The sequence below is a fragment of the Amycolatopsis thermalba genome (genome assembly GCF_023376025.1).
GTDB lineage: Bacteria > Actinomycetota > Actinomycetes > Mycobacteriales > Pseudonocardiaceae > Amycolatopsis_E > Amycolatopsis_E thermalba.
This window is the reverse complement of sequence record NZ_CP091196.1, coordinates 3,783,587-3,808,233: the sequence shown is the minus strand read 5'-3', so window position 1 is coordinate 3,808,233 and position 24,647 is coordinate 3,783,587. Positions and strand designations below refer to the sequence as shown.

Below are 24,647 nucleotides of genomic sequence, written 5' to 3'. Positions count from 1 at the left end.
AGCGCATGCCCGAACTGCGATCACGCACTGTCACCCACGGACGCAACATGGCCGGTGCCCGCGCGCTGCTGCGCGCCGCGGGTGTGGCCCGCGAGGACTTCGGCAAGCCGATCGTGGCCGTCGCCAACAGCTTCACCGAGTTCGTGCCCGGCCACGTCCACCTCCAGCCGGTCGGCCGGATCGTGTCCGAGGCGATCCGCGCGGCCGGCGGCATCCCGCGCGAGTTCAACACGATCGCCGTCGACGACGGCATCGCCATGGGCCACGAGGGGATGCTGTACTCGCTGCCCTCCCGCGACCTGATCGCCGACTCCGTCGAGTACATGGTGCAGGCCCACCGCGCCGACGCCCTGGTGTGCATCTCCAACTGCGACAAGATCACCCCCGGCATGCTGATGGCCGCGCTGCGCCTGAACATCCCCACCGTGTTCGTCTCCGGCGGCCCGATGGAGGGCGGCACCGCGGTCCTCGTCGACGGCACGGTCCGCACCAAGCTGCACCTGGTCTCGGCGATGTCCGACGCCGCCGCCGACACCGTGTCCGACGCCGACATCGCCCGCATCGAGGAAGCCGCCTGCCCGACCTGCGGATCCTGTTCGGGCATGTTCACCGCCAACTCGATGAACTGCCTCACCGAGGCCCTCGGACTCGCCCTGCCCGGCAACGGCTCGGTGCTGGCCACCCACACCGCGCGCCGCGCCCTCTACGAGCAGGCCGGGCGCACCGTCGTGGACCTGGCGCGCCGCTTCTACGACACCGGCGACGAGAGCGTGCTGCCCCGGGCCATCGCCTCGCGGGCCGCCTTCGACAACGCGATGGCGCTCGACCTGGCGATGGGCGGATCCACCAACACCGTCCTGCACCTGCTCGCCGCCGCGCACGAGGCCGGTCTGGACTACACGCTGGCCGACATCGAGCAGCGGTCCCGCGAGGTGCCGTGCCTGTGCAAGGTCGCCCCCAACGGCAACTACCTGATGGAGGACGTGCACCGGGCCGGCGGCATCCCGGCGCTCCTCGGGGAACTGCACCGCGCCGGGCACCTGCACGAGAACGTGCACAGCGTGCACGCCGGCTCGCTCGCCGAATGGCTCAAGACCTGGGACGTCCGCGGCGGCTCGCCCTCCCCGGAGGCGGTCGAGCTGTTCCACGCCGCACCCGGCTGCCGCCGCACCACCGAAGCGTTCTCGCAATCCGAACGGTGGCACGACCTGGATCTGGACGCCGCGGGCGGCTGCATCCGCGACGCCGCCCACGCCTACTCCGACGACGGCGGGCTGGCCGTGCTGCGCGGCAGCCTCGCCGAGGACGGCTGCGTGGTCAAGACCGCCGGGGTGGACCCGTCGGTGCTGGCCTTCGCCGGGCCGGCCGTGGTGACCGAATCGCAGGAGGAAGCCGCCGAGGCGATCCTGGCCGGGCGCGTGCGGCCCGGCGATGTCGTGGTGGTGCGGTACGAGGGCCCGCGCGGCGGCCCCGGCATGCAGGAAATGCTCAACCCCACCTCGTACCTGAAGGGACGCGGCCTCGGCACGGTCTGCGCGCTGGTCACCGACGGCCGGTTCTCCGGCGGCAGCTCGGGCCTGTCGATCGGGCACGTCTCCCCGGAGGCCGCCGCGGGCGGGACGATCGCCCTGGTCGAGGACGGCGACCGGATCGTCATCGACATCCCCGGCCGCACGCTGCACCTCGACGTGCCCGCCGAGGTGCTGGCGCAACGCCGGGCCCAGGCGACCTTCCGGCCCCGGAACCGGGAGCGCACGGTGTCCACCGCGCTGCGCGCCTACGCGGCGATGGCCCTGTCAGCGGACAAGGGCGCGGTGCGCGAGGTGCCGGAGGCCCCGTGAGGTCCGGACCGGGGCACCGGCAGCAACGGGACGAGCCCGGCCGGTCCACTGTGGACCGGCCGGGCTCGCCGCTGGGGTTGGGGGATCAGGACAGGTCGAACCGGTCCAGTTCCATGACCTTCGTCCAGGCCGCGACGAAGTCGTTGACGAACTTCTCCCGCGCGTCGTCGCTGGCGTAGACCTCCGCGAGGGCCCGCAGCTGCGAGTTGGAGCCGAAGATGAGGTCGACCGGGGTGGCCGTCCACTTCAGCTCGCCGGTCGCCACGTCGCGGATCTCGTAGACGTTCTCCTCCGACTCCGACGCCTTCCACTGGGTGCCCGGCGCGAGCAGGTTGGCGAAGAAGTCGTTGGTGAGCACACCCGGCTTGTCGGTGAGGACACCGTGCTGGACGCCGCCGTGATTGGCGCCCAGCGACCGCAGACCGCCGACCAGGACGGTCATCTCCGGCGCGGTCAGGTCCAGCATGTAGGCGCGGTCGACCAGCAGCACCTCCGGCTGGAGCTTCTCACCGGCCCGCAGGTAGTTGCGGAACCCGTCGGCGCGCGGCTCGAGCACCTTGAACGACTCGACGTCGGTCTGCTCCTGGCTGGCGTCGGTGCGGCCCGGGTGGAACGGCACGGTCACCTCGACGCCCGCGTCGCGCGCGGCCTTCTCCACCGCGGCCGAACCGGCCAGCACGATCAGGTCGGCCAGCGAGATCTTCGCGCCGCCGGCCTCGTTGAACTCGCGCTGGATGGCCTCCAGCTTCTCCAGCACCGCCGCGAGCTGCTCGGGCTGGTTGACCTCCCAGTTGCGCTGCGGCTCCAGCCGGATCCGGGCGCCGTTGGCGCCACCGCGCTTGTCGGTGGACCGGAAGCTCGCCGCCGACGCCCACGCGGTGCTGACCAGCTGGGCGGTGGTGAGACCGGACTCCACCACCTTCGCCTTGAGGGCGGCGATGTCGGCCTCGCCGACCAGCTCGTGGTCCACGGCCGGCACCGGGTCCTGCCACAGCTGCGGCTCGGCGACCCACGGGCCCAGGTAGCGGGTGACCGGGCCCATGTCACGGTGCAGCAGCTTGTACCAGGCCTTGGCGAACGCCAGCGCGAACTCGTCCGGGTTCTCCAGGAACCGGCGCGAGATCTTGCCGTAGACCGGGTCGAAGCGCAGCGCCAGGTCCGTGGTGAGCATGGTCGGCTTGTACTTCTTGTTCGGGTCGTACGGGTCCGGGATGATCTCCGGCGCGTCCTTGGCGACGTACTGCTTGGCGCCGCCGGGGCTGGTGGTCAGCTCCCACTCGTAGCCGAACAGGATCTCGAAGAAGCGGTTGCTCCACTCGGTCGGCTTGTCGGTCCAGGTGACCTCGAGGCCGCTGGTGATCGTGTCCGGGCCCTTGCCGCTGCCGTGGGTGCTCAGCCAGCCCAGGCCCTGCGCCTCCAGCGGGGCGGCCTCCGGCTCGGGGCCCACGTGGTCGTCGGCGATGCCGGCGCCGTGGGTCTTGCCGAAGGTGTGGCCACCGGCGATCAGCGCGACGGTCTCCTCGTCGTTCATCGCCATGCGGCCGAAGGTCTCGCGGATGAAGTGCGCCGCGGCCATGAAGTCCGCGCTGCCGCGGGGACCCTCCGGGTTGACGTAGATCAGGCCCATCTCGGTGGCGCCGAGCTCGGGCACCATCTCGGTGTCGCCGGCGTAGCGCTCGTCGCCCAGCCAGTCGTCCTCCGGGCCCCAGAAGATCTCCTCGGGCTCCCAGACGTCCTCGCGGCCGAAGCCGAAGCCGAAGGTCTTGAAGCCCATCGACTCCAGGGCCACGTTGCCGGCGAACACGAGCAGGTCGGCCCACGAGATCTTCTGGCCGTACTTCTGCTTGACCGGCCACAGCAGGCGGCGCGCCTTGTCCAGGTTGGCGTTGTCCGGCCAGCTGTTGAGCGGGGCGAAGCGCTGCGCGCCGTCACCGGCGCCGCCGCGGCCGTCGTGGATGCGGTAGGTGCCCGCGGAGTGCCAGCTCATGCGGATCATCAGGCCGCCGTAGTGGCCGAAGTCGGCGGGCCACCAGTCCTGCGAGGTGGTCAGCACCTGCTCGATGTCGCGCTTGAGCGCCTCGACGTCGAGCTTGGCGAACTCCTTGGCGTAGTCGAAGTCCTTGCCCAGCGGGTTGCTCTTGGAGTCGTGCGCGTGCAGCACCGACAGGTCGAGCTGGTTGGGCCACCAGTCGCGGTTGGTGCGCGGGCGGCCGCTCGACTTCGGCGTCGGCGAGTCGATGGCCGGGTTCTCGCTCTCGCTGCCGTGCGAGGTCACCGAATCGTGCGCGACCGGGCACCCGGCCGCCGCCTTCTTGTCCACCCCCTGCGCGCTGGAGGGGGTGTTGTCCTGGGTGTCGCTCATCTACTTGCCTTCCGAGCTGGCGGTTTCGTGGGGAACTGCGGCGGCCGAGCAGTCGGGGCAGACGCCCCAAAAGACGACCTCCGCCTGGTCGATCACGAAGCCGTGATCGTCCGAGGCGGTGAGACACGGGGCGTGGCCGACGGTGCAGTCGACGTCGGCGATCGCACCGCAGGAGCGGCAGACGACGTGGTGGTGGTTGTCGCCCACCCGGGACTCGTAGCGGGCGTTCGCGCCGGCCGGCTGGATGCGGCGCACCAGCCCGGCCTCGGTGAGGGCCCGCAGCACGTCGTAGACGGCCTGATGGGACACCGTCGGGTGGTCGGCGCGCACCAGCTCGATCACCGTTTCGGTGTCGACGTGCGGGTGGTCGTGCAGCGCGGCCAGCACCGCCAGGCGGGGCCGGGTCACACGCAACGAGACCGCCCGCAGCTGCGCCTCGAAGTCCGACGTCACGCGGCAGACCCTAGAGCACTAGTCTGGAACAAATCAAGTTAGGGGTCAGGGCGTGTCCGGGGCGGGCGCCACTCAATCCGCGGGTTTCACCAGCACGGCCCGCGTGTAGAGCAGCTGGAAGCCGCGGCGCTGGGCGTTCTGCTGCGACTTCGAGGCGGGTTGCGTGGTGATGACGGCGAGGTCGCAGCCTGCGGTCACGGCGTCGGCGAGCCGGGCGGACAGCAGCGCGGTCTGGACGCCGCGGCGCCGGTGGCCGGGCAGGGTCGCCGCGCCGGTGAACTGCGCGAGCCCGTCGGTGACGCACATGCTGCCCGCACCGGCGACGACTCCGTCGCACAGCGCCAGGTAGCGCCGCACGCCGTCCCCGGCGAGGTCGCGCAGGGCGCGCGCGAGGACCTCGCGGGGGAACTCCTGGTCGGGCGGCGGCCCGTCGGTCTCGGGCTGGGTGAAGGCGTCCACGGCGGTGTCCAGCCAGGTGCCGAACTCCCCGGCACCGACCGGCCGGATCTCGACCCCCGGCGGTGTCACCCGGTCCGGCTCCTCCCGCAGGCTGCGGCCCAGCACGTTCTCGAAGGACTCCAGCCGGTACCCGCGCCCGGACAGCGTCGCGGCGATCGCGGGGTCGGCCACGTGCGCGAGTTCGGCCTGCACCGGGGAGCCCACCGCGGCGAAGGCCTGTTCGGTTTCGTCGAGCACGTCCGGGGCCGGCACGCCGCCGAATCCGAGGCCGGCGATCTTGTTCAGCGGCGACCCGGCTTCGGCGAAGGTCGCCACTCCCCCGGCGACGGGCCGCACGAAGGCGGCCGAGCCGGGCCTGCCCCGCGCGACACCGGTGGCCTCGGCCATCCGTCGTGCTTCGGCTCGTTCGATTCGTCCGGCCAGCGGGAGGTCGCAGAAGAGGGCGTTCACGGGCCGGACTGTAGCGGCCCGGCCGCGGGAGCTCCTCCCGAATATCGCGCGGGCCGGGAAACCTCACGCGGCGGCGGTGGCGGACACCCGCGCGACGAACTCGGCGTTGGACCTCGTCGTGCGCAGCTGCTCCAGGAACTGTTCGGTCGCGCGCCGCGGGTCCTGGCCCGCCAGCGCGCGGCGGACCTCCGTCATCACGGTCAGTTCCGCCGGCGACAGCAGGAGCTCGTCGCGGCGGGTGCCGGAGGCGAACAGGTCGATGGCCGGGTACACGCGGTGGTCGGCGAGGGTGCGGTCGAGGCGCAGCTCGGCGTTGCCGGTGCTCTTGAGTTCCTCGAAGAACACGGTGTCGGCCAGGGAACCGGTGCCGACGAGCGCCGTGGCGATGATCGTGAGCGAGCCCCCGTCCTCGATGTTGCGCGCGGCGCCGAGGATCTTCTTCATCGGGTGCAGGGCGCCCGCGTCGACACCGCCGGACAGGGTGCGGCTGGACGCCCGGGCGGCGAGGTTGTACGCGCGGCCCAGCCGGGTCAGCGAGTCGAGCAGCAGGACGACGTCACGTCCGGTCTCGACCAGGCGTTTCGCGCGTTCGAGGGCGAGTTCGGCGACGGCGGTGTGCTCGGCAGGCGCGCGGTCGAACGTGGAGGCGATGACCTCACCGCGGACCGAGCGGCTCAGGTCGGTGACCTCCTCCGGCCGCTCGTCGGCGAGCAGCACCATGAGGTGCGCGTCCGGGTGGTTGGTGGCGACGGCGTGCGCGATCGCTTGCAGGACGGCGGTTTTGCCGGTACGCGGCGGCGCGACGACGAGCGCGCGCTGCCCCGTGCCGATCGGCGCGGCCAGGTCGAGCACGCGGGTGGTGAGCTGGTGGCGGGCGGTCTCCAGCACGAGCCGCCGGTCCGGGTGCACCGGGGTGAGCCGGTCGAACTCGGGACGGCGGCCGCCGGGATCGGCGCCGTTGACCGACACCAGTTCCTGGCCGTCCAGGACGATTTCGTCGCCGCGCCGCAGACCGTGCGCCCGGACGAGTCCTAAGGGGACAGTGGGGCCACCGCGGCCGTAGCCGAGAGTGGCGGTTTTGCCGGAGATGTCGAGAATGCCGTGACAGGACATGGTGGTACTCCAAAAAAGGGAAGGCGGCGTGGATCGCCGGAAGGGAGAAACCCGGAACGGTGTCACCGGGTGAGGTGGAGAAGAGAGACGATCTCGCGGGCGGCTGAGCCGGCATCCGGGAAGATCCCTCGCACCATAACCCGTCCGGCACTCGGTCCGCAAGCGGCGTCCGAAATGGTTTCCCGCCGTCGCGGGCGGCTGGTTAGGCTGCGGGCGGAACCGGGCCAGTGGAGGAAGTGGTGGAGGAGCGCGCGTGGCGGCCGCGCTGGTGGGTCTTCGCGGTGTTCGCGATGGTGGCCGCGGTGCACCTGGCCGGTGGCTGGGATTCGACGTCCGCGGTGGGGCTTTCGGTGGGGTTCGCCGGCACGCTGGTGCTGGCGTTCGTGCGGCGGTTGCCGTCCTGGGCCACCGGCGAGGAGGCGTTGCGCGCGCCGGTGCGGGCGAGCCGCACCCGGCTGATCGTCGCGCTGCCGCTCGCGTTACTGGGCGTGGTGGCCGTCCTCATCGGACTGATCGACCACCCGCCGCACGGGATGGATGTGCTCTACGTGGGTTTCGTGGCCGTCCTCGCGGTGGGCTTGGTGGTGGTGCTCGCGCTGCGCCCGGCTTCCGGCCCCCTCTCCCGGTCGGGCCAGGATAGGCGGCTGCGGCTGTGCACGGCCGTCCTCGGGGCCGCCGTCGGCACGGGGGTGGCGCTGGAGGTCGCGGTGCTGGTCACCGTGGGCGGCGCGCTGCCGTGGGTGGTGCTCGCTCCGGTCCTCCTCGTCGTCGGGGTGACCGCGGTGCGGCGCCGGCGGAACGCGAAAGCCGTGCGGCTGCTCGCGGCCGGGGCGTGGACCGGGATCACCGCGGCCACGCTGCCGGAGGAGATCGACGGCTCTTCGGTGTCCGGATGGGCGGTGTTCCCGGACGGGCTCCGCGCCCGGTTCGGGATCACCGGCTGCCCACCGGACGTCCTCGCCGGCCTCCTCGATCGGCGCCGCCTGTGGATCGCGGGCGAACCACGTGACGGCGAGGTCGCGGTGGGCCTCCCCGACGGCGACGCCTTCGCCGTCGCGTGGTTCGCCGTGAAAGACCGCGACCACCGGCGCTGGGCGCGCCGGGCGTCCCGGGAGGACAATGGTTCCGACGGGAAGCGGGTGGGGTGATGCGACGACGGCTCATCCGGTGCCTGGCCGGGCTCGCGAGCGCCGGCCTCCTGGCGGGCTGCTCGACGGCCGGGCCCAGCAGTCCGATGGCCCCCGCGGCACCGGCCGGGCCGGTGCTCGTCGTCAAGATCGACAACGTGGCCCCGGCGCGGCCCGCGACCGGCCTCGGCTCGGCCGACCTCGTCGTCGCCGAGCCCGTCGAAGGCGGGCTGAGCCGCCTCGCCGCGGTGTTCACCACTCGCCGCCCGCCGGTGATCGGCCCGGTCCGCAGCGCCCGCGAGACCGACTACGACCTGCTGGCCGCCTTCGGCCGCCCGGTGTTCGCCTACTCCGGAGCCGCTCCCGAGGTCGACCGCGCGCTGCACACCCCGCCGCTGGCGGACCGGATCGTCAACGCCTCCCCCGCCGACGCGCCCGCCGCCTACGTGCGGGAGGACGCCCGACCGGTCCCGCACAACCTGTTCCTGCGCCCCGAAGCGCTGCCCGCGGGCGAGGGCCCGCTCCCGGACGCCCTGATCGCCCGCGGGCCCGCCCCGGCCGGCGGCACCCCCACAGCCAGCCGCGCGGTGTCCTACCCGGCCGCGTCCTTCGACTTCCGCTGGGACGGCGGGCGATGGCTCGTGTGGCTCGACGGCAGCCCGCTGACCTCCACCGAGGCGGGGCAGCTCGGCGCGGGCACGGTGATCTTGCAGCAGGTGACCACCCGCCCCGGCGCCGTCGCGGACAGCCAGGGCCGGACCGCGCCGGTCGCGCAGACCGTCGGCACCGGCGCGGCCACCGTGCTGCGCGACGGCGCCGCCTTCGAGGGCGTCTGGTCCCGTCCGGTCCCGCAGGCGGTCACGACGTTCGCCACGCCGGGCGGCGCGCCGCTGCCCGCCGCCACCGGACCGGTGTGGGTGGTGCTGATCCCCACCTGACACCACGGGATGACCGCCAGGGCCGTCTGACGTCCCCGAACAGCGCGGCCTCCGACGCCATCCAGCCCCGCCCAGCGCCACAGACCATCACCACCTTCGCCACCCCGGGCGGCGCGCCGCTGCCCGCCGCCACCGGACCGGTGTGGGTGCTGCTGATCCCCACCTGACGCCGCGGGATGACCGTCAGGTGCGTTTGACGTCCCCGAACGGCTCGTCGCGCTCGCGCACCGCCTGCCGGAAACCCGCCGTTCGCGCGCGGTCCTGGAACGCGTAGCCCTCGCGGGTGTGGCGCGAGATGCCGTCGAAGACGGTGCCGATCATCGCCGAGTTGGCCACACCCTGCGTGGTCAGCGCGCTGTTGAGGGCGAGCTTGACCATCATCAGCTGGTTGACCGGCAGCAGGGCGATCTTGGCGACCAGCGCCTCGGTGACCTCGTCCAGCCGGCCGGCCGGCGCGGACTCCACCGCCAGCCCCCACTCGGCGGCCTGCCTGCCGGTGATGCAGTCGCCGGTGAACAGCAGCCGTTTCGCGCGCTGGTCGCCGAGCCGGTGGGCCCACAGGCCGGTCGCGGGCACACCCCACACGCGGGTGGGCGGGTAGCCGATCTTCGTGTCGTCGGCGGCCACGATCAGGTCGCAGTGCAGCGCGATGTCCGTGCCGCCCGCGACGCAGAACCCGTGCAGCTTCGCCACCGTCGGCTTGGTCGCGTGCAGCAGGCTGGCGTAGCCGCGGTTGAACCGGCTCATCATCGCGTAGTCGGCCATCGGGTCCCACGGCCGCGACGGGTCGTGGTTGCGTGCCTGCACCACCGGGTCGAGCACGGTCCCGGCCCGGTCCGGGTCCGTCTCCGGCGGCGCGTCGCCGTGCTCGGCGAAGATCGACAGGTCGTAGCCGCCGCAGAACCCCTTGCCCCGCCCGGAGACGAGGATGACGTGCACGCGCGGGTCGAGGTCGGCGCGTTCCACCGCGGCGGCCAGTTCGAACGGCGTGTCGGCGGTGATCGCGTTGCCCCGCTCGGGCCGGTCGAACGTGATCCGGGCGATCCGCCCGGTCACCTCGTAGGTCAGGGTCCGGTAGTCCCCAGTGTCCCCGCGGGGTGCGCGGTCCCGGAACAGGCTGCTCTCGGTCCAGGCGTCCCGCCACGGCGCGGGGCGCGAGCCGGCGTCATCGGTCATCGCCCGACCGTAGCGTCACTCGCGCGCCGGCAGCAGCCGCACGACCTGCAGCGCCGTCGCCAGTTCCGCCACGGCCCGGGGGTCGCCCAGCCCACGGCCGGTGAGTTCCTCGACCCGCCGCAACCGGTAGCGCACGGTGTTGGGGTGGCAGTACAGCCGCTTGCCGGCCTCGGCGGCCGACCCGGCGCAGGCGAACCACGCGTCCAGCGTGTCGACCAGCACCTTCCGGTCGGCGGGCGGCAGGTCCAGCAGCGGGCCGAACACCGCGCTCGCCACCCGCTCGGCCTCCCCGGGCGCGGCGGCGATCAGCACCGCGACCGGCGCGTCGTCCCACGGCGCGACGCCGGCCCGGCCGGGCGGCAGGGTGCCCAGCGCCAGCCGCGCCAGCCGCAGCGCCCGCGGGGTTTCCCGCAGGTGGGGGTAGGCGGGGCTGAGCCCGATCCGCGCCGTGGCGCGGCCGCGCAGCAGGTCCGGCAGCCGTTCCCCCAGCGACGGGTACGGCAGCGCCAGCACGCCGATGTGCTCCTCGGGCGACAGCCGCCACGCCGAGCGGATCCCGTCCGACCGCAGCCGTGACTCGATGCCCACCAGGGACCGCTTGCCCAGCTCGGGGATCTCCGCGGCCACGACGACGAAACAACCCTCCACCGGCAGTCCCAGCGTCTGTGCGGCCTCCCACAGCGTGTCCTGGGCGAGGACACCGGTGAACAACGCCTCGACCAGCATCGACCGCTCGTGCTCGCGCTCCAGCATGATCTGCGAGGCGGTGTCCCGGTAGGCGTCGGCCATCGCGTCGGTGTAGGTGCCGACCAGCCGCCACACCGTCGCGGCGAAATCGACGAGCACCCGGTCGTCCACCGAGGACGATGCGCGCGCCTTGGCGACCAGCGCGTCCCACAGGTGCGCGAACCCGACGCGGTAGGCCCGCACCACCTCCGGCAGCGGCGCCCCCTGCTGGGCGCGCTCGCGCCCGGTTGCCCACGGCGCGGACAGGTCGGGGGCGTGGTCGCTGACGAACTGCCGCAGGATCAGCTCGGCGTTGTCCCGCACGGACTGCCGCAGCGAGGAGGTGGGCACCGGGTCGCCGGCCTGGTAGAGCACGACCTCGTGGCGGATGCGCCGGGTGACGGCGTCGGCGAGGTCGTCCAGCTCGCCGAGCAGCGCGTCGACCAGGGCGTCGATGCCCGAGATGTCCGTTGACACGCCGGAAGCTTAACGGCGACCGGTTTGTCCTCCGGCACAAAACCCCGCGCGGGTGAGTTGTCGCCGGGGACATGGGCGCCGGTGAACGGTTCACCGAGGATTGCTCCATCCGGTGCAAGCCCGGCACCGCCGCCGGGCACTCGCCGCCCACCACAGGAGAACATCGATGCCACACGCTGACAACGACGTCGGCCGCCGGGCCTTCCTGGCGAAGATCGGGGTGCTGGGCGCCGCGGTCGCCGCCGGCGGCCTGCTGCCCGGGCTCACCGCCGCGGCCGCCCCGCGACCGGTCCGCGCCGCCGGGCTGACCGACGTGGTCGCCGCCCTCCGCCCGGTGCTCGCCGAGCTGGCGCGCGACACCCTCAACGGCCTGGTCGTGATGGCCTGCCCCGGCCCGGACGCCTACTCCCGCGCCCAGGGCACCCCGCGCACCGAGCCGGGCGCGCTGGAGGCCCGGGCCACCGACTTCCTGATCAAGGCCCTCGACGAGTACGTCCCGTTCCCGGAGCAGCTCGCCACCCCGCTCACGCAGAGCCTGGCGACCGGGCTGGCCGGCACCCCGCTGCCGTCCGCGCTGCTGGACCTGCCGATCGGCACGGTGCGGACCCTGGACGCCGCGCTGCGCACGCTGCTGGAGAACGACGACACGCTGCCGCTGTCGTCGGCGATCGCGATGCTGCTGAACCTGGTGGCGACCGAGGTGAACCCGCTCGCGCTGAGCGGCGCGTTCCTCTCCCCGTTCGCCCGGCTGTCCTATGCGGACAAGTGCCGCGTGTTCGAACGACTGGAGGGGCCGCACGCGGGCCTGGTGTCGCTGCTGGACGCGAACCTGCCCGAGCCGGTCCAGGGCTCGGTGTCCGGGATGCTGCGGTTCGTGGCCGGTGCCGTGCTGGAGTTCGCGGCCTACGGCAGCGCCTGCGAGTGGGCGGTGTTCGACCCGGCCACGAAGTCCCTCAGCGCCCGGCCCGTCGGCTGGCAGCTGTCCGGGTACCAGCCGCACGGCGTGGTGCACGGCTGGGACGACTTCCTCGGGTACTACCAGGGCCGCACGAAGGTGGAGAACGTCTGATGCGGGACGTCATCGTCATCGGCGCCGGGGCCGGCGGTTCGGTGGTCGCGAAGGAACTGGCCGCCCGGGGCCTGGACGTGCTGGTCCTGGAAGCGGGCGGGTACGCCGACCCGGAGACCGGCTGGACGCACTACGAGAACGACGCGAACAACCCGCTCACCGGGTTCCTGCGGTTCGGGCCGTCGGACCGCTCGCGGCCGGCCTGGTTCCGGGAGACCCCGCAGAACTCGCTGCTGTGGCAGCTGGCCGGGGTCGGCGGCACCACCCAGCACTACTTCGGCAACTCGCCGCGCGCCTACCCGGGCGTGTTCGCCGGCTACGACGGCGCTGACGCGGCCGCCTACGACACCGCGCACCTGTTCCCGTTCACCTACGCCGATCTGGTGCCCTACTACGAATGGGTCGAGGCGACGCTGCCGGTGCACACCGCGGCGATGGGCACCAAGGAGTCGGTGTTCTTCCGCGGCTGCGAGAAGCTCGGCATGGCGTTGCAGACCACGAAGACCACGACCGGTGACTCCTACCGGCCGCAGGAGAACGCGATCCTGCCGCCCGGCGGCACCGCGGGCCGGTTCAGCGGGCACGACGACCCGCGCGTGCGGTGGCCGCTGGCCACCGGCTGCACGTTCTGCGGGTACTGCTTCCAGGGGTGCAAGCACCCGGCGGGCGCGCCGCGCACCCTGGCGGCCAAGCGGTCGGCGGACAACTCCTACATGCCGATGGCGCTGACCGCCGACGCGTGGTCGCCGCACGGCAAGCCGGTCTCGCTGGTCACCGACGCGTTCGTCACCCGGATCCGGTCCGAGCGGCGTGGCGGCGAGACGGTGGCGACCGGCGTGTCGTGGCGCTCGGTGACCACCGGCGAGGAGCACTCCGAGGACGCCCGGGTGGTGGTGCTGTCCGCGGGCTGCACCGAGAACCCGCGGCTGTGGTTCAACAGCGGGCTGCCCAACCCCAACGACTGGGTCGGCCGCGGCTACACCGACCACTACTTCGACTGGGTGATCGGGCTGTTCGACGACTACACCGGGTCCACCAAGGGTGCGGCGTCGGCGGCGCGGGCGGACTTCCCGGGCCGTGGCGGGATCATGAACGTCGGGCTGCCGCCGGCGATCCAGCAGTTCGCGCTGACCTTTTCCGACAGCGGGATCCGCGGGCGGTACGGCAACGGGCGCGGCTTCACCGGCCCGTGGGACGGCCCGGCCGGGCGGCTGCTGGGCGAGGAGCTGAAGGAGGTGCTCACCCACGGCGCGGACCGGCTGTTCAACATCCTGGTGATGACCGACGACGACGTCGAGCCGCACAACCGGGCGACGCTGTCGGCGCTGCCCGCGGACGAGCACGGGCCGGTGGCGAAGGTCGAGATGCGGCACCGGGCACGTTCGGCGCGCACGGTGGCGAACCGGGAGTTCCTGGCCCGCAAGGCGGTCGAGGTGGTGCGCGCGGCCGGGGCCCGGAAGGTGTTCCGGATCGACTGGCCGCCGCTGATCCTGCACGTCCACTCGTCGATGCGGATGGGACTGTCCGAACGCGACTCGGTGCTGGACGACGCGGCGGAGGCGCGCTGGGTGCGGCGCCTGTTCGTGGCCGACAACTCCGCGCTGGCCAACGCACTCGGCGGCCCGAACCCGACGCTGACCAGCCAAGCGGTGGCGACCCGCACGGCGGAGCACATCGTGCGACGCTACTTCGGCGGCGAGGGCTGGGTGCGCACGGAGGCGCCGGTGGAGTCCACGGACCCGCGCATCACCCGCCGGTTCGCGGAGCTCCCGGCGAGCTGAGGTGTCGGGGTGGCCGCCGGATGCCGAGTCCGGCGACCACCCCGCGCCACCCAGCCGCCCACGAGCCAAGGCCAGCCCGGCGGCCGCCGGGTGCCGAGAAGCGGCGGCCACCTCGCGCCACGCCCGCGACACCGCGGGCCCACGCGCCCGACCGGCCACCCCCAGATGTCGAATCGGGCGGCCGCCTCGGGCCCGTCACCACACACCACCCAGCTGTACGCCACCTCCGCCTCTCCCGCCAGCCGCCGATGCCGGAAACCCGGCGGCCACCCCGCGCCACCCGTGCGCCTCCATCGCGCGCACCCACCTGCCCGCAAGCCAGGGCCGGCCCGGCGGCCGCCGGATGCCGGAAACCCGGCGGCCACCCGGCGCCACCCGTGCGCCTCCATCGCGCGCACCCACCTGCCCGCAAGCCAGGGCCGGCCCGGCGGCCGCCGGATGCCGGAAACCCGCCGGCGCCCGGTGTCGAGAAACGCGCGGCCGCTCCGACCTGCCCGTGACATCCACGGAAGGGAAGGACCTCGCATGACCCACACGATCCCGGCGCGGGCCGGGCGGCGGGAGTGGCTCGCGCTCGCCGTGCTCGCCCTGCCCACCCTGCTCGTCTCCCTCGACGTCCACGTCCTGCTGCTCGCCCTGCCGCGCCTGGCGGCCGACCTCGGCGCGAGCAGCGTCGAGCAGCTGTGGATCACCGACGTCTACGGCTTCGCCATGGCCGGGTTCCTCATCACCATGGGCACCCTCGGCGACCGCATCGGCCGGCGAAAACTACTGCTCCTCGGCGCGGCGGCGTTCGGGGCGGCCTCCGTCGCCGCCGCGTTCGCCACCAGCCCGGCCATGCTGATCGCCGCGCGCGCCGCCCTCGGCGTGGCCGGCGCGGTCCTCGCGCCCTCCACGATGTCCCTGATCCGCACCCTGTTCCGCGACCCGCGGCAGATGGGGCTGGCGATCGGGCTGTGGGGCCTGTGCTTCTCGGCCGGGGCGGTGATCGGCCCGGTGGCCGGCGGCGCCCTGCTCGCGCACTTCTGGTGGGGCTCGGTGTTCCTGCTCGGCGTGCCCGCGATGGTGCTGCTGCTGGTGGCCGGCCCGGTCCTGCTGCCCGAGCACCGCGACCCGCACGCCGGCACACCCGACCTGGTCAGCGTCGCGCTGTCCCTGGCCGCGGTGATCCCCGCGATCCACGGGCTCAAGGAACTGGCCCACGACGGCTGGCGCCCGCTGCCGCTCGCGAGCCTCGCCACCGGGATCGTCTTCGCCGCCGTGTTCGCGCGCCGCCAGCGCCGCCTGGAGCACCCGCTGCTGGACCTGCGCCTGTTCGCGAACCGCTCGTTCGGCACGGCGCTGGGCGCGATGATGTCCGGCACGCTGCTGATCGGCGCGCTGATGCTGTTCATCACCCAGGACTTGCAACTGGTCGAGGGCCTCTCGCCGCTGGGCGCGGCGCTGTGGATGATGCCGGCGATCGCCGCCAACACCGTCTCGTTCGTCGTATCGCCGGTCCTCGCCCGCCGGTTCCGGCCCGCGCACCTGATCGCCGCCGGGCTGGCGATCTCGGTGTGCGGGCTGATCGTGCTCACCCGCACCGGCACCACCTCGGGCCCGGCGACCCTGGCGACCGGGTTCGCGCTGATCTTCCTCGGCGCCGGCCCGCTGGTGACGCTGAGCACCGGCCTGGTCCTGGGCTCCGCGCCCGCGGAGAAGGCCGGCTCCGCGGCTGCGCTCAACGAGACCAGCGGCCAGTTCGGGTTCGCGTTCGGGCTCGCCGCGCTCGGCAGCATCGGCGCCGCGGTCTACACCAGCCGCTTCACGCCGCCGGAGAACGTCCCCGCCGCCGCGCGGGACAGCCTCGCCGACGCGGTGGCCGTCGCTCAGCACCTGCCCGCAGACCTGGCCCGGGCGCTGCTCACCCCGGCCCGCGCGGCCTTCGTCGACGGCCTGCACCTGGTCGCGGTGATCAGCGCGGCCGCCCTCGCCGTCGTGGCCGTGCTGATCCTCCGTCTGCTGCGCCACGTTCCGCCGACCGGCCGGGCCGAGTCCGATGTGGACACCCGAACGGACCTTGACGCTCGTCGCGGCCGGCCACTACCGTTCGGGCACCCGGTCGACCGAACACCGAGGTGAGCCCGTGGACCCCGACAGCACCCGGCTGCACCAGCTCGGCTACGCCCAGGAACTCCGGCGCACGATGTCCGGGTTCTCCAACTTCGCCGTCTCCTTCACCATCATCTCGATCCTGTCCGGTTGCCTGACGCTCTACGGGTTCGGCCTGGACACCGGCGGCCCGGCCGCGATGATCTGGGGATGGCCGCTGGTCGGGGTGTTCGTGGTGCTCGTCGGCCTCGGCATGGCGGAGGTGTGCTCGAGCTACCCGACCGCGGGCGGGCTCTACTACTGGGCGGCGAAGCTCGCGCCGCGCCGCTCGGCCGCGGCCTGGTCCTGGTTCACCGGGTGGTTCAACCTCATCGGCCAGGTCGCGGTCACCGCGGGTATCGACTTCGGCGCCGCGCTGTTCCTCAACGCGTTCCTGGACCTGCAGTTCGGGTTCGCCGCCACGCCCGGGCACACGATCCTGCTGCTGGCGATCATCCTGGTGGTGCACGGGTTGCTGAACACGTTCGGCGTGCGGCTGGTGGCCGTGCTCAACAACGTCAGCGTGTGGTGGCACCTGACCGGTGTGCTGGTGATCGTCGGGGTGCTGGTGTTCGTTCCCGACCGGCACCAGTCCGCGTCGTTCGTGTTCGGCCACTTCGTGAACAACACCGGCTGGGGTTTCGCACCGTACGTGTTCGCGCTCGGGCTGCTGGTCGCGCAGTACACGCTCACCGGCTACGACGCCTCCGCGCACATGACCGAGGAGACGAAGAACGCGGCCACGGCGGGCCCGCGCGGGATCGTGAACTCGATCCTGGTGTCGCTCGTCGCGGGCTGGATCCTGTTGCTGGGCCTGACGTTCGCGATCCAGGACTACGACGGCGCGGTGAACACGGCGACCGGGGTGCCGCCGGCGCAGATCTTCCTCGACGCGGCCGGCGCGACCACCGGGAAGTTCCTGCTGCTGATCGCCATCGGCGCGCAGCTGTTCTGCGGGATGGCGTCGGTGACGGCGAACTCGCGGATGATCTACGCGTTCGCCCGCGACGGCGCGATCCCCGGCTCCCGCGTGTGGCACCGCATCAACAAGCGCACCCGCACCCCCACGAACTCGGTGTGGCTGTCCGCGACCGGCGCGCTGATCCTCGCGCTGCCGTACCTGTGGAGCGCCACCGCGTACGCCGCGGTGACCTCGATCGCGACCGTCGGGCTGTACGTCGCCTACGTCATCCCGGTGTTCCTGCGGGTGCGCAAGGGCGCCGAGTTCGAGCGGGGCCCGTGGCACCTCGGGCGGTGGGGACGGCCGGTCGGTGCCGTCGCGACGGCGTGGGTGGTGGTGATCTTCGTGTTGTTCCTGCTGCCGCAGTCGTACCCGGTGACGGTGAGCACCTTCAACTACACGCCGATCGCGTTCCTCGTCGTGCTGGGCGGCGCGGCGGTGTGGTGGTTCGCCTCGGCGCGGAAGTGGTTCACCGGGCCGAAGGTGCAGGGCACGGCGGCCGAGCTGGAAGCCGTCGAACGAGACCTGCGAGCGGTGTGAGCATGCGATACGGGTTCGTGGGCACGGGCGAGATCACCGCCGCGATCGTGGCAGGGCTGAGCACGGCCGCCGATCCGCCGGAGGTGTTCCTGTCACCGCGCGGGCGCGCGGTCTCCGCCCGGCTCGCCGAGCGGTTTCCGAACGTGCGGGTGTGCGCGGACAACCAGGACGTGCTCGACCACGCCCCGGCGATCGTGCTCGCGGTCCCCGCCCCGGTGGCGCGCGACGTGCTGGCGGAGCTGTCGTTCCGGCCGGAGCACGTGCTGATCAGCGCGACCGCCGGGGTGCCGCCGGAGCGGCTGCGCGCGTGGTCGGCTCCGGCCGGCGCGGTGGTCCGGTCCATTCCGCTCCCCCAGGCCACGCGCCGCCGGAGCCTGACGGTGATGTACCCGGACAACGCCGTGGCGCGCGAGCTGTTCACCCGCGTGGGCGGCGTGCTGGTGCCCGGCGACGAGGCAGCGCTGGACACGTTCCACGGCGCGACCGCGGCGTTCTCCGCGCACCTGGACTACCTCGGCACCATCGTGGACTGGATGGCCGCCCGCGGCGTGGACCCCGGCGCGGCGAGCGCCTTCGTCACGCACGTCTTCGGCGAGCTGGGCTCCTCACTGCTGGAGCGGCCGGACTCGCTGACCGTGATGAGCACCCGCCACACCACCCCGGGCGGGCTCAACGAGCAGTTCCGGGACGACCTGCGCCGCGACGGCGTGCCGGACGCGGTGCGCCGGGCTCTCGACCGGGATCCTGGCCCGGGTGCGGGAATGACCCGTCAGGCCGGGGTTTTCCGGCGTGCGCGGTAGGCCGCGGCCTTGACCCGGTTGCCGCACTCCGCCATCCCGCACCAGGTGCGCCGCGCGCCGCGGGACCGGTCGAGGTAGAGGCGCGTGCACCCGGCGCGGCCGCATTCCTTGACACGGGCGGCGGGATCGGCGAGCACCGTGATCCCGCCGCGCGCGATCTGCGCCAGCACCGCGCGGAGGTTCCCCGACACGCGCAGGCCCGCGTCGCCGAGTTCGACCACCGGCGGCGGCGCGGCGGCGGCGCGGTTGACGATCGCCAGGCTCGCCGCGTCGAACGGCCGGCCGTGCACCCGGTCGAGCGCCAGCCGGTAGCACGCCTCCCGGAGCGAGCGCGCCAGCTCGAAGCCGGCGCGGTCCACCCGCACCCGGTCCGGCAGGCCGGGGCAGGCGGCCACCCACCGCGCCAGGTCCGCGGGCGCGGGCAGCAGGTCCACCGGGGCGTCCCGGCGGGCCAGCACCGTGCCGGCCAGGTCGAGGGCCGGGTCACCGCTCACGAAGGCGAACTCCACGTCACCAGCTTGACCGGTGACGCCGGCGGCGGCAAGATCGTCACCAGTTCAACCGGTGACAGGGGGCGGCGTGTCCGGCATCCACGACATCGAGGTCGTCGTCTTCGACGTGCTCGGCACGCTCGTCGACGAACCCAGCGGGCTGCGCGCCGCGATCCGCGAGGCGATACCTGGGGCCGGCGACGAACACCTCCGGCTGTGGCAGGAGCACGTCGAGCGCGAGCAGGCCCGCATCGGGCGCGGGGACCGCGCCTACGCCCCCTCCGAGGTCCTCGACACCGAGGCCGCGCGGCTGGTCGCCGAACGCGCCGGGGTCACCGATCCGGCGGTCGTCGCGCGGCTGGCCACCGCGGGGCAGCGGCTGCCCGCGTGGCCCGATTCCGTCGCCGGGCTGGAGCGGCTGTCGCGGCGGTTTCCCGTGCTCGCCCTGTCCAACGCGAGCCACGCCGCCCTGCTGCGGCTCCACGCGCACGCCGGGCTGCGCTGGCACCAGGCGCTGTCCAGTGAGGACGTCCGCGCCTACAAGCCGGCGCCGGAGATCTACCAGCACGCGATCGGCACCGCCGGCTGCGCGCCGGACCGCGTGCTGATGGTCGCCGCCCACGCCTGGGACCTGCGCGGCGCCCAGGCGACGGGCATGCGGACCGCCTACGTGCACCGGCCCGCCGGGGATCCGCCGTCGGACCCGGACGCGTTCGACCTGCGGGTGGACGGGCTGGACGGCCTGATCGCCGCCCTCAGCTGACCGCCTGCCGCACCAGGGCGGCGATGCGCTCCTCGACCTCGGGCGTGATCTCGGTCAGGGCGAACGAGGTCGCCCACATCGGCCCGTCGTCCAGGTTCGCCTCGGTGTCGAACCCGAGGGTGGCGTAGCGCGCCTTGAATTTCTCCGCGCTCTGGAAGAAGCACACGATCCTGCCGTCGCGGGCGTAGGCGGGCATGCCGTACCAGAGTTTCGGCGCGAGCATCGGCGCGTTGGCCTTGACCAGGGCGTGCACGCGCTCGGCCAGGACCCGGTCGGCCTCGGGCATGTCGGCGATCTTCGCCAGCACGTCCCGCTCGGCCTCGGCGGCCTTGTCCGCGGCCGACTTGCGGCGCGCTTCCTTCTTCAGCTCCTGCGCGCGCTCTTTCATCACGGCGCGCTCCTCGGCGCTGAATCCGTCGTAGTCACTGGTCTTGGTGCGGCTCATGGTGGTTCCTCCTGGGGTGCGTAGGTGTGCGGGTGGCTGGTGGAGGCACATCAGGACAGCGCCGCGGCCGCGGTGGCTTCCCAGGCGAACCCGTCCGGGTCGGTGAACGGGCCGCCGTCGCCGCTGATGGCGATGCGGTGTGATCCGCTGCCCTCCGGGGGCACGCCGGCGTCCTTGGCCAGCGCCCGGCGCCGGTACAGGCCCAGTTTGACCGGGCCGTCCCCGGCGGCGAACTCGACGTACATGCGGGCGAAGCTCTTCGCCACGGTGAAGCCGTGGTCGGTGTAGAACTTCCGGCTCGCGGCCACGTCGGACACGCCCAGCAGGAGCACGATGTTCTCCACGTTCCGGGTGGCGGGGCCGGTGTTCTTCTTCGCCGGGGTGGCGACCTTCCAGATCGTGCCGTCCGGCGCCTGGACCACACCGCCGCAGCCCCACATGTTCTTCGCGACGGGTTTGAGCACGGTGGCCCCGGCGTCCACGGCGGACTGGAACAGCTCCGCCACGTCGGCGGGCTGGGACACGATGAGCGAGAGGGTGAACCCGCGGAAGCCGGTGGTCTCCTCCCGCGCGGCCCGCAGGCGGAGCCGGGAGCCGAGCGGGAAGGCGTCGGCGTAGAAGCGTTCGGCGGCGGCGATGTCGGCCACTTCGAGGGTGATGGTGTCGATCGAGGTCATGACAGCAACGCTATTCCCCGTGCCCTGACCTGCGCTTCTTGATTCCTGACCGGTTCACCAGCGCCCAGCCGGCGGCGACGGCGGTGATCGCGAACGCGGCGGCCGGGACCCAGTCGCCCCACCGGACGTACGGGGTGGTCCCCTCGTACAGCGGGACGTCGACCACGAAGATCCCGCGCTCGTCCGGCGGCATCCAGGCCAGCCGCCTGCCCTGCGCGTCGAAGGCGGCCGAGGTGCCGTTCAGCTCGACCAGGACGGCGGACCGGCCCGTTTCGACGGCCCGGACCGCTTCGGCGCTCGCCTGTTGCGGCTGGGCCCAGGTGCCGTGGAACGACGTGAGCGAGCCCTGCACGATCGTCACGTCGGCGCCGAGGCGGACGAGTTCGCGGCGCAGGTCGGGGAACATCGACTCGTAGGAGATCAGCGGTCCCGCGTCGGCCGTGCCGAGGCGCAGGATCACCGGCGCCGCGCCCGGGGCGCGGTCCTCCTCAGCGATGCCGGTGTCGCGCAACAGGCCGCCGAGCAGGGGGCGCAGCGGCACGTACTCGCCGAACGGGACCAGGCGGCGTTTCTCGTACGTCGCGGTCAAGCCGTCCGGACCGTACTGCTGGGTGGTCTTGCGAATGCGCCCGTCGGCGGCGCGGGCGTCGACGTTGACCAGCACGTCACTGCCCACCGCGGCGGCGGTCTCCCGCAGCCGGGCCACCGCGCCCGGGCGGCGGGCGGGGTCGAAGGGGGTGCTGCTCTGGCCCCACACCACGACGGCCTGGCCGCGGCCGGCGGCTTGGCGGGTCAGGTTCAGGTGGGTGGTGAAGCGTTCCTCGACGCCGTGCACGAGGCCGGGCTGCACGCCGGCGACGCGGACGCTGCCGAAGGGGACGGGGTCGGGCCGGAGCAGGCCGTACCCGAGGACGAGTGCGACGATGCCGAGGGCGAGCGCGCCGCCGAGCGGCCGGGCGCGGCCGGGGAGGAGGGCGGCGGCGAGGCCGGCGTTGACGGCGACGAGGACGAAGCTGAGCAACCAGACGCCGCCGAGGGACGCGAGCGCCAGCACCGGTCGTGCCTGCCACTGGGTGAGCCCGAGGAGTCCCCAGGCGCCGCCGAGGTGTTCCCAGGAGCGCACCGCCTCGACGCCCACCCAGACGGACGGCAGGACGACGACGGCCAGAAGCGTGCGGCCCGCGGTGGGTTCCCGCAGCAGCCGTTGGGCCACGACGCCGACGGGAACCCAGAGCAGGCCGCCGACGAGGCCGAGCACCGGGGCGAGGAGCCCGACGTGCGGCAGCACCCACTGGAAGAGCGTGAGGAAGAACCCGGCCCCGGCGAGGGAGCCCCGCCAGGCGGCCTCGCGCACCGAGCCCGCGCGGGCGCACAGGAGCAGCACCGGAACGAGCCCGGCCCAGGCGAGCCACCCCAGGGCCGGCGCGGGGTAGGCGAGGACCAGCAGGCAGCCACTCGCCAGCGCGAGCCCACGCGGCAGCCAACGGCGCACCCACATGACGCCACGCTAACGACCGGAGGCGGCCCGGTTAAGCCGCAGGCTGGAGCCGGCCAGGCGGTGCTCGGACCGAGAGCGGCGGCGCAAGCACGGAGACGACGGCCAGCCGCGGCCGCACGGCGGGCGGCGGCGCCCACACGCTGGGGGTGGCCGGAGAAGGCGCGGCGAGTGGCTACCGCCACGCCGCCCTGGGCGAAAGCCAGCCGAAGCCCGGCCGGCTCGCACCTCCTCGCTCAGGCAGCGGCGGCACCCCTGCTGTCGTGCCGCGCCGGCGCAGGAACTCGCCCGGGGTGCGCTTGACCGTGCGCGGCCGCGGGTACCCGTCGTCGTCAACCGGAAGGAGGACCGATGTCGACGAGCGAGACCGGGCACGTCACCGGCACGCAGGACAAGGACTACAACATCATCTGGTTCGTCGAGGCCTGTCTCAGCAACGCGCTGCGGCTGGAACAGTACGTCGCCGACGCCGAGCGGGACGGCGACACCGAGCTGGCCGAGTTCTTCCGCCGCGCCCAGGGCGAGAGCCGCAAGGGAGCCGAGCAGGGCAAGGCCCTGCTGCGGCAGCGCCTCACCGGCGGCGGCGGCACGTCCTCGGTCGACGAGACCGGCCTCGGGCCCACCGACGAGGCGGTCGGCTGACCGGCCGGCGGGCCCGCGTCCAGGACGTGCACGACCTGGCGATGGGCATGCCGCACGTGCAGCGCCTCGACGGCACCCGCGGCAGGCCCGTCTACCAGGTCGGCGGCAAGTCGTTCGTGTTCTTCCGCAACCCGCGCCCGGACGCGGCCGACCCGGACACCGGTGAGCGCTACCCGGACGTGATCGTCTTCTGGGTCGCCTCCGAGGCGGACAAGGAAGCCCTCGTCGCCGACGAGGGCTCGCCGTTCTTCACCACGCCCCACTTCCGCGGCCACCCGTCCGTGCTGCTGCGGGAGGCGCACCTCGACCGGCTCGGCTACGACGAGCTGGCCGAGATCGTGCAGGACGCGTGGCTGGCCCGCGCGTCCCCGCGCCGGGCCAGGGCCTGGCTCGAGGCACACGGCCTGCCGTCCACTCCGGACTGAAAACGGCCGCGCGCCCGGGGGCGCGCGGCCGTTCCCGGCAACCGGACCTCAGCGCTTGAGGAACTTCAGGCTGTTGGACAGCGAGTCCGACCACGGCGAGGCCAGGTCCAGCCTGCGCAGTTCGTCGGCGTGCTGGACGGCGGCCAGCTCCGCCATCAGCCGGGCGCGCATCCGGTCGTCGTGCGCGGCGTTGGCCGCCCGCAGCGCGCGGTCCAGCCGCGTCTTGCGGAACGGCGTGAACCAGGACGCGCGAGCCAGGTGCGCGGCACGACGAGCCGCGCGGTCCCGGGTGCGGGCCAGGGCGTCCCGCTCGTCGTCACCCAGGCCGAGGCGGGACAGGAAGCGCTCTTTCAGCTCACGGCTGACCCGCGACCACGTGGTGACGCGGTTGCGGGTGTGCCGCAGCTCGATGCCCAGCGCCAGGTGCAGCATGACCACGCCGAGCACCGGGCCGAGCGTGACCCGCGCCAGGCCGGACACCGGGCCGGCCAGGTCGAAGGCCATGTAGCCGGACGCGGCGCACAGCGCCCACAGGATGAGCCGGGCCGGGCCGGGCTTGCCCTTGGGGCTGCGGATCTCGGCGCGCATCGCGAACCCGCACGCGATCAGCGCGACCTCGACCACGGCGAACATCGCGGCGCGCTCGTAGACGTTGGTGATCCCGAGCTTCTCCCCGAAGAACCGCCACGAGGTGTCCACCGAGACCAGCAGCGACATGAACGCCACCAGGTAGAACCCGCGCGACCCCTCCGGCGACTTGCGCTTGGCCGGCTTCTCGGCCTCGGCGGTGTCCGTGGTGTCGCCGGTGGGCGTGTCGGTCTCGTCGCCGGCCGGCTCGGCCTCGTCGGCGTCGGCGTCCCGGCGGCCGTCCAGCTCGGCCAGCATCTTCACCGACAGCCGTGGCAGGTCCCCGGTGTCGCCGAGCCCGCGCTCCTTCCGCCACTTGTCGACCCGCTCCGCGACGGCCGCCCGCTCGCGCTTGGGGTTGGTGACCACGCCGTAGGTCACCAGGAACGCCAGCACGTCGGAGGTCGAGGGCTCGCCCAGGGTCTCGCACGCGTACCGGATCTTTTCGTCCATGGTGTCCAACATGACCAGGCGGGCGGCGTGGGCCGCGCTGCTTATCACGTCGGTTGAAGCAGCGTGCTGGTCGCTCTCGGTTTCCATGTCGTTGTCCTTGTGGAGTTCTCGACGGTGGGGAGCGCGAACATAGCAGGTGGGTAGATCAACCGGGTGATCGGCCTTGATCTGTTACCTGGAGTTTCCCCGGCGGACCGGCCGCCGCGCGGTCCGCCGGGGAAACGCT

General features: G+C 73.4%; 22 protein-coding genes. 11 read left to right on the top strand and 11 right to left on the bottom strand.

Annotation, left to right across the window (positions count from 1 at the left end):
* The first annotated feature begins 5 nt into the window (after nucleotides 1-5).
* Nucleotides 6-1,841, top strand: coding sequence for a dihydroxy-acid dehydratase (gene ilvD / locus L1857_RS18350; RefSeq protein WP_116110127.1), 1,836 nt, complete (start codon nucleotides 6-8; stop codon nucleotides 1,839-1,841).
* Nucleotides 1,842-1,926: 85 nt separating this feature from the next.
* Here ilvD and katG read toward each other — a convergent pair whose 3' ends face one another.
* The 4 genes from katG to rho all read right to left on the bottom strand — a co-directional run bounded on the left by katG (nucleotide 1,927) and on the right by rho (nucleotide 6,678).
* Entirely contained in the window at nucleotides 1,927-4,203 is a 2,277-nt protein-coding gene (gene katG, locus L1857_RS18345; RefSeq protein ID WP_116110128.1) for a catalase/peroxidase HPI, read from the bottom strand.
* On the bottom strand, nucleotides 4,204-4,656 hold the full coding sequence (locus L1857_RS18340; protein WP_116110129.1) for a Fur family transcriptional regulator: 453 nt from the start codon (nucleotides 4,654-4,656) through the stop codon (nucleotides 4,204-4,206).
* A 72-nt stretch (nucleotides 4,657-4,728) separates the two neighbouring features.
* Nucleotides 4,729-5,565 carry a GNAT family N-acetyltransferase gene (locus tag L1857_RS18335; protein WP_094005367.1) on the bottom strand — a complete coding sequence of 279 codons (837 nt, stop codon included), beginning with the start codon at nucleotides 5,563-5,565 and terminating at the stop codon, nucleotides 4,729-4,731.
* A gap of 63 nt (nucleotides 5,566-5,628) precedes the next feature.
* Nucleotides 5,629-6,678 carry a transcription termination factor Rho gene (rho, locus tag L1857_RS18330; RefSeq protein WP_249465716.1) on the bottom strand — a complete coding sequence of 350 codons (1,050 nt, stop codon included), beginning with the start codon at nucleotides 6,676-6,678 and terminating at the stop codon, nucleotides 5,629-5,631.
* A gap of 239 nt (nucleotides 6,679-6,917) precedes the next feature.
* Here rho and L1857_RS18325 point away from each other — a divergent pair, with 239 nt between their 5' ends.
* Both L1857_RS18325 and L1857_RS18320 read left to right on the top strand, forming a co-directional pair.
* A complete protein-coding gene (locus tag L1857_RS18325) occupies nucleotides 6,918-7,826 on the top strand; it encodes a DUF4175 domain-containing protein (RefSeq protein ID WP_233157251.1) in 909 nt (302 codons plus the stop codon).
* Nucleotides 7,826-8,743 (top strand): DUF3048 domain-containing protein, encoded by a 918-nt coding sequence (locus L1857_RS18320; RefSeq protein ID WP_094005364.1) that lies wholly within the window; start codon nucleotides 7,826-7,828, stop codon nucleotides 8,741-8,743. Before L1857_RS18325 ends, L1857_RS18320 begins: the two co-directional genes overlap by 1 nt.
* A gap of 183 nt (nucleotides 8,744-8,926) precedes the next feature.
* Here L1857_RS18320 and L1857_RS18315 read toward each other — a convergent pair whose 3' ends face one another.
* Both L1857_RS18315 and L1857_RS18310 read right to left on the bottom strand, forming a co-directional pair.
* The gene (locus tag L1857_RS18315) at nucleotides 8,927-9,919 is read right to left on the bottom strand and encodes a crotonase/enoyl-CoA hydratase family protein (RefSeq protein ID WP_094005363.1); all 993 of its coding nucleotides are present in this window, start codon (nucleotides 9,917-9,919) and stop codon (nucleotides 8,927-8,929) included.
* Nucleotides 9,920-9,934: 15 nt separating this feature from the next.
* A complete protein-coding gene (locus tag L1857_RS18310) occupies nucleotides 9,935-11,122 on the bottom strand; it encodes a PucR family transcriptional regulator (protein ID WP_249465713.1) in 1,188 nt (395 codons plus the stop codon).
* A 166-nt stretch (nucleotides 11,123-11,288) separates the two neighbouring features.
* On the opposite strand from L1857_RS18310, the gene L1857_RS18305 reads away from it, so the two are divergent.
* The 5 genes from L1857_RS18305 (at nucleotide 11,289) to L1857_RS18285 (ending at nucleotide 18,403) form a co-directional block, all read left to right on the top strand.
* Nucleotides 11,289-12,191, top strand: a complete 903-nt coding sequence (locus L1857_RS18305; RefSeq protein ID WP_116110133.1) for a hypothetical protein — start codon at nucleotides 11,289-11,291, stop codon at nucleotides 12,189-12,191.
* Nucleotides 12,191-13,972: a GMC family oxidoreductase N-terminal domain-containing protein gene (locus L1857_RS18300; protein WP_094005360.1), complete on the top strand. Its 1,782-nt coding sequence runs from the start codon at nucleotides 12,191-12,193 to the stop codon at nucleotides 13,970-13,972. The genes L1857_RS18305 and L1857_RS18300 overlap by 1 nt, the downstream gene beginning before the upstream one ends.
* 525 nt (nucleotides 13,973-14,497) lie before the next feature.
* Complete coding sequence (locus L1857_RS18295) at nucleotides 14,498-16,093, top strand: MFS transporter (RefSeq protein WP_094005359.1); 1,596 nt, start codon at nucleotides 14,498-14,500, stop codon at nucleotides 16,091-16,093.
* Nucleotides 16,094-16,097: 4 nt separating this feature from the next.
* Nucleotides 16,098-17,603 (top strand): amino acid permease, encoded by a 1,506-nt coding sequence (locus L1857_RS18290; protein ID WP_094005477.1) that lies wholly within the window; start codon nucleotides 16,098-16,100, stop codon nucleotides 17,601-17,603.
* 2 nt (nucleotides 17,604-17,605) lie between these two features.
* Nucleotides 17,606-18,403: an NAD(P)-binding domain-containing protein gene (locus L1857_RS18285; RefSeq protein WP_233157256.1), complete on the top strand. Its 798-nt coding sequence runs from the start codon at nucleotides 17,606-17,608 to the stop codon at nucleotides 18,401-18,403.
* On the opposite strand, the gene L1857_RS18280 is transcribed toward L1857_RS18285, so the two are convergent.
* A complete protein-coding gene (locus tag L1857_RS18280) occupies nucleotides 18,373-18,912 on the bottom strand; it encodes a CGNR zinc finger domain-containing protein (RefSeq protein ID WP_094005358.1) in 540 nt (179 codons plus the stop codon). The two genes, L1857_RS18285 and L1857_RS18280, sit on opposite strands and share 31 nt — an antisense overlap.
* A 70-nt stretch (nucleotides 18,913-18,982) precedes the next feature.
* Between L1857_RS18280 and L1857_RS18275 the strand changes: the two genes are divergently transcribed.
* Nucleotides 18,983-19,657 (top strand): haloacid dehalogenase type II, encoded by a 675-nt coding sequence (locus L1857_RS18275; protein WP_249465712.1) that lies wholly within the window; start codon nucleotides 18,983-18,985, stop codon nucleotides 19,655-19,657.
* Here the strand turns inward: L1857_RS18275 and L1857_RS18270 are convergent.
* From L1857_RS18270 to lnt, 3 genes are read right to left on the bottom strand one after another with little or no spacing between them, the layout of a single operon-like run.
* The gene (locus tag L1857_RS18270; protein WP_094005356.1) at nucleotides 19,650-20,102 is read right to left on the bottom strand and encodes an iron chaperone; all 453 of its coding nucleotides are present in this window, start codon (nucleotides 20,100-20,102) and stop codon (nucleotides 19,650-19,652) included. The genes L1857_RS18275 and L1857_RS18270 overlap by 8 nt on opposite strands.
* Nucleotides 20,103-20,152: 50 nt before the next feature.
* A complete protein-coding gene (locus tag L1857_RS18265) occupies nucleotides 20,153-20,779 on the bottom strand; it encodes a VOC family protein (RefSeq protein WP_094005355.1) in 627 nt (208 codons plus the stop codon).
* A 10-nt stretch (nucleotides 20,780-20,789) separates the two neighbouring features.
* Nucleotides 20,790-22,277: an apolipoprotein N-acyltransferase gene (lnt, locus tag L1857_RS18260; RefSeq protein WP_094005354.1), complete on the bottom strand. Its 1,488-nt coding sequence runs from the start codon at nucleotides 22,275-22,277 to the stop codon at nucleotides 20,790-20,792.
* A 348-nt stretch (nucleotides 22,278-22,625) separates the two neighbouring features.
* Between lnt and L1857_RS18255 the strand changes: the two genes are divergently transcribed.
* Nucleotides 22,626-22,916, top strand: coding sequence for a hypothetical protein (locus L1857_RS18255; protein ID WP_094005353.1), 291 nt, complete (start codon nucleotides 22,626-22,628; stop codon nucleotides 22,914-22,916).
* 26 nt (nucleotides 22,917-22,942) lie between these two features.
* Nucleotides 22,943-23,341: an MmcQ/YjbR family DNA-binding protein gene (locus L1857_RS18250; RefSeq protein ID WP_198958213.1), complete on the top strand. Its 399-nt coding sequence runs from the start codon at nucleotides 22,943-22,945 to the stop codon at nucleotides 23,339-23,341.
* A 48-nt stretch (nucleotides 23,342-23,389) separates the two neighbouring features.
* Here L1857_RS18250 and L1857_RS18245 read toward each other — a convergent pair whose 3' ends face one another.
* Nucleotides 23,390-24,421 carry a hypothetical protein gene (locus L1857_RS18245; protein ID WP_233157250.1) on the bottom strand — a complete coding sequence of 344 codons (1,032 nt, stop codon included), beginning with the start codon at nucleotides 24,419-24,421 and terminating at the stop codon, nucleotides 23,390-23,392.
* Nucleotides 24,422-24,647: the final 226 nt, after the last annotated feature.